Origin of the sequence: Photorhabdus noenieputensis (assembly GCF_018448935.1) — a bacterium.
GTDB lineage: Bacteria > Pseudomonadota > Gammaproteobacteria > Enterobacterales > Enterobacteriaceae > Photorhabdus > Photorhabdus noenieputensis.
In genome coordinates, this window is record NZ_RCWC01000169.1 from 1 (window position 1) to 615 (window position 615).

The 615-nt window shown below is 42.4% G+C and carries 1 protein-coding gene; it reads right to left on the bottom strand.

Annotation, left to right across the window (positions count from 1 at the left end):
• A partial coding sequence (locus EAE91_RS23680) for an IS30 family transposase (RefSeq protein WP_214090565.1) occupies positions 1-530 on the bottom strand: 530 nt, incomplete at its 3' end.
• Positions 531-615 lie beyond the last annotated feature (85 nt).

Genomic DNA, 615 nt, shown 5'->3' on the forward strand with positions numbered 1-615 from the left:
ATTATCGTATCCCCTTCCCAGTCGCCAATACGTTCTTTTTTATCAACGATTTCCGGGCGAACATCAATACTGACCCGGTTTTTAATTTTGCCTCTTCTTTCATAGCGACCATAGCGTTTGCGATAAGGTTTTCTGGCAATCCGGAGATGTTGCCATAAATCACCTCCCTCTATTTTATCTTGGTAAATCAACCTATAAATCGTCTCATGATGCAAAGATATCCCTTTATGTCGCTTCAAATAATCAGCCACTTGTTCAGGGCTTAAATCTTTCCAAATTAACCGTTTTATCCATTTTTCGACTTCCGGCGTTATTTTCACGGCTTTCTTAGCAAAATGACGACGAGCTAATCCCTTCAAATGAGCCTGTTTAGGACAGTATGCCTGAGCTTCCTGATTTCTTTTCAATTCTCTGCTGATGGTCGACGGGCTTCGCTTAAGTGACTCAGCAATGAAAAGCTGTGAAAAACCCGCTGTCTTTAAACTGGAAATCTGATATCTTTCTGTCTCGGTCAGTTGTGTATAGGCCATAGCGCATTCTCCTGTGGCGGGAAAGATGCCTACTATAGCAACTGACCGCCTTTCTGAAAAATTGCGCTTATTAGTCGAATCCGCC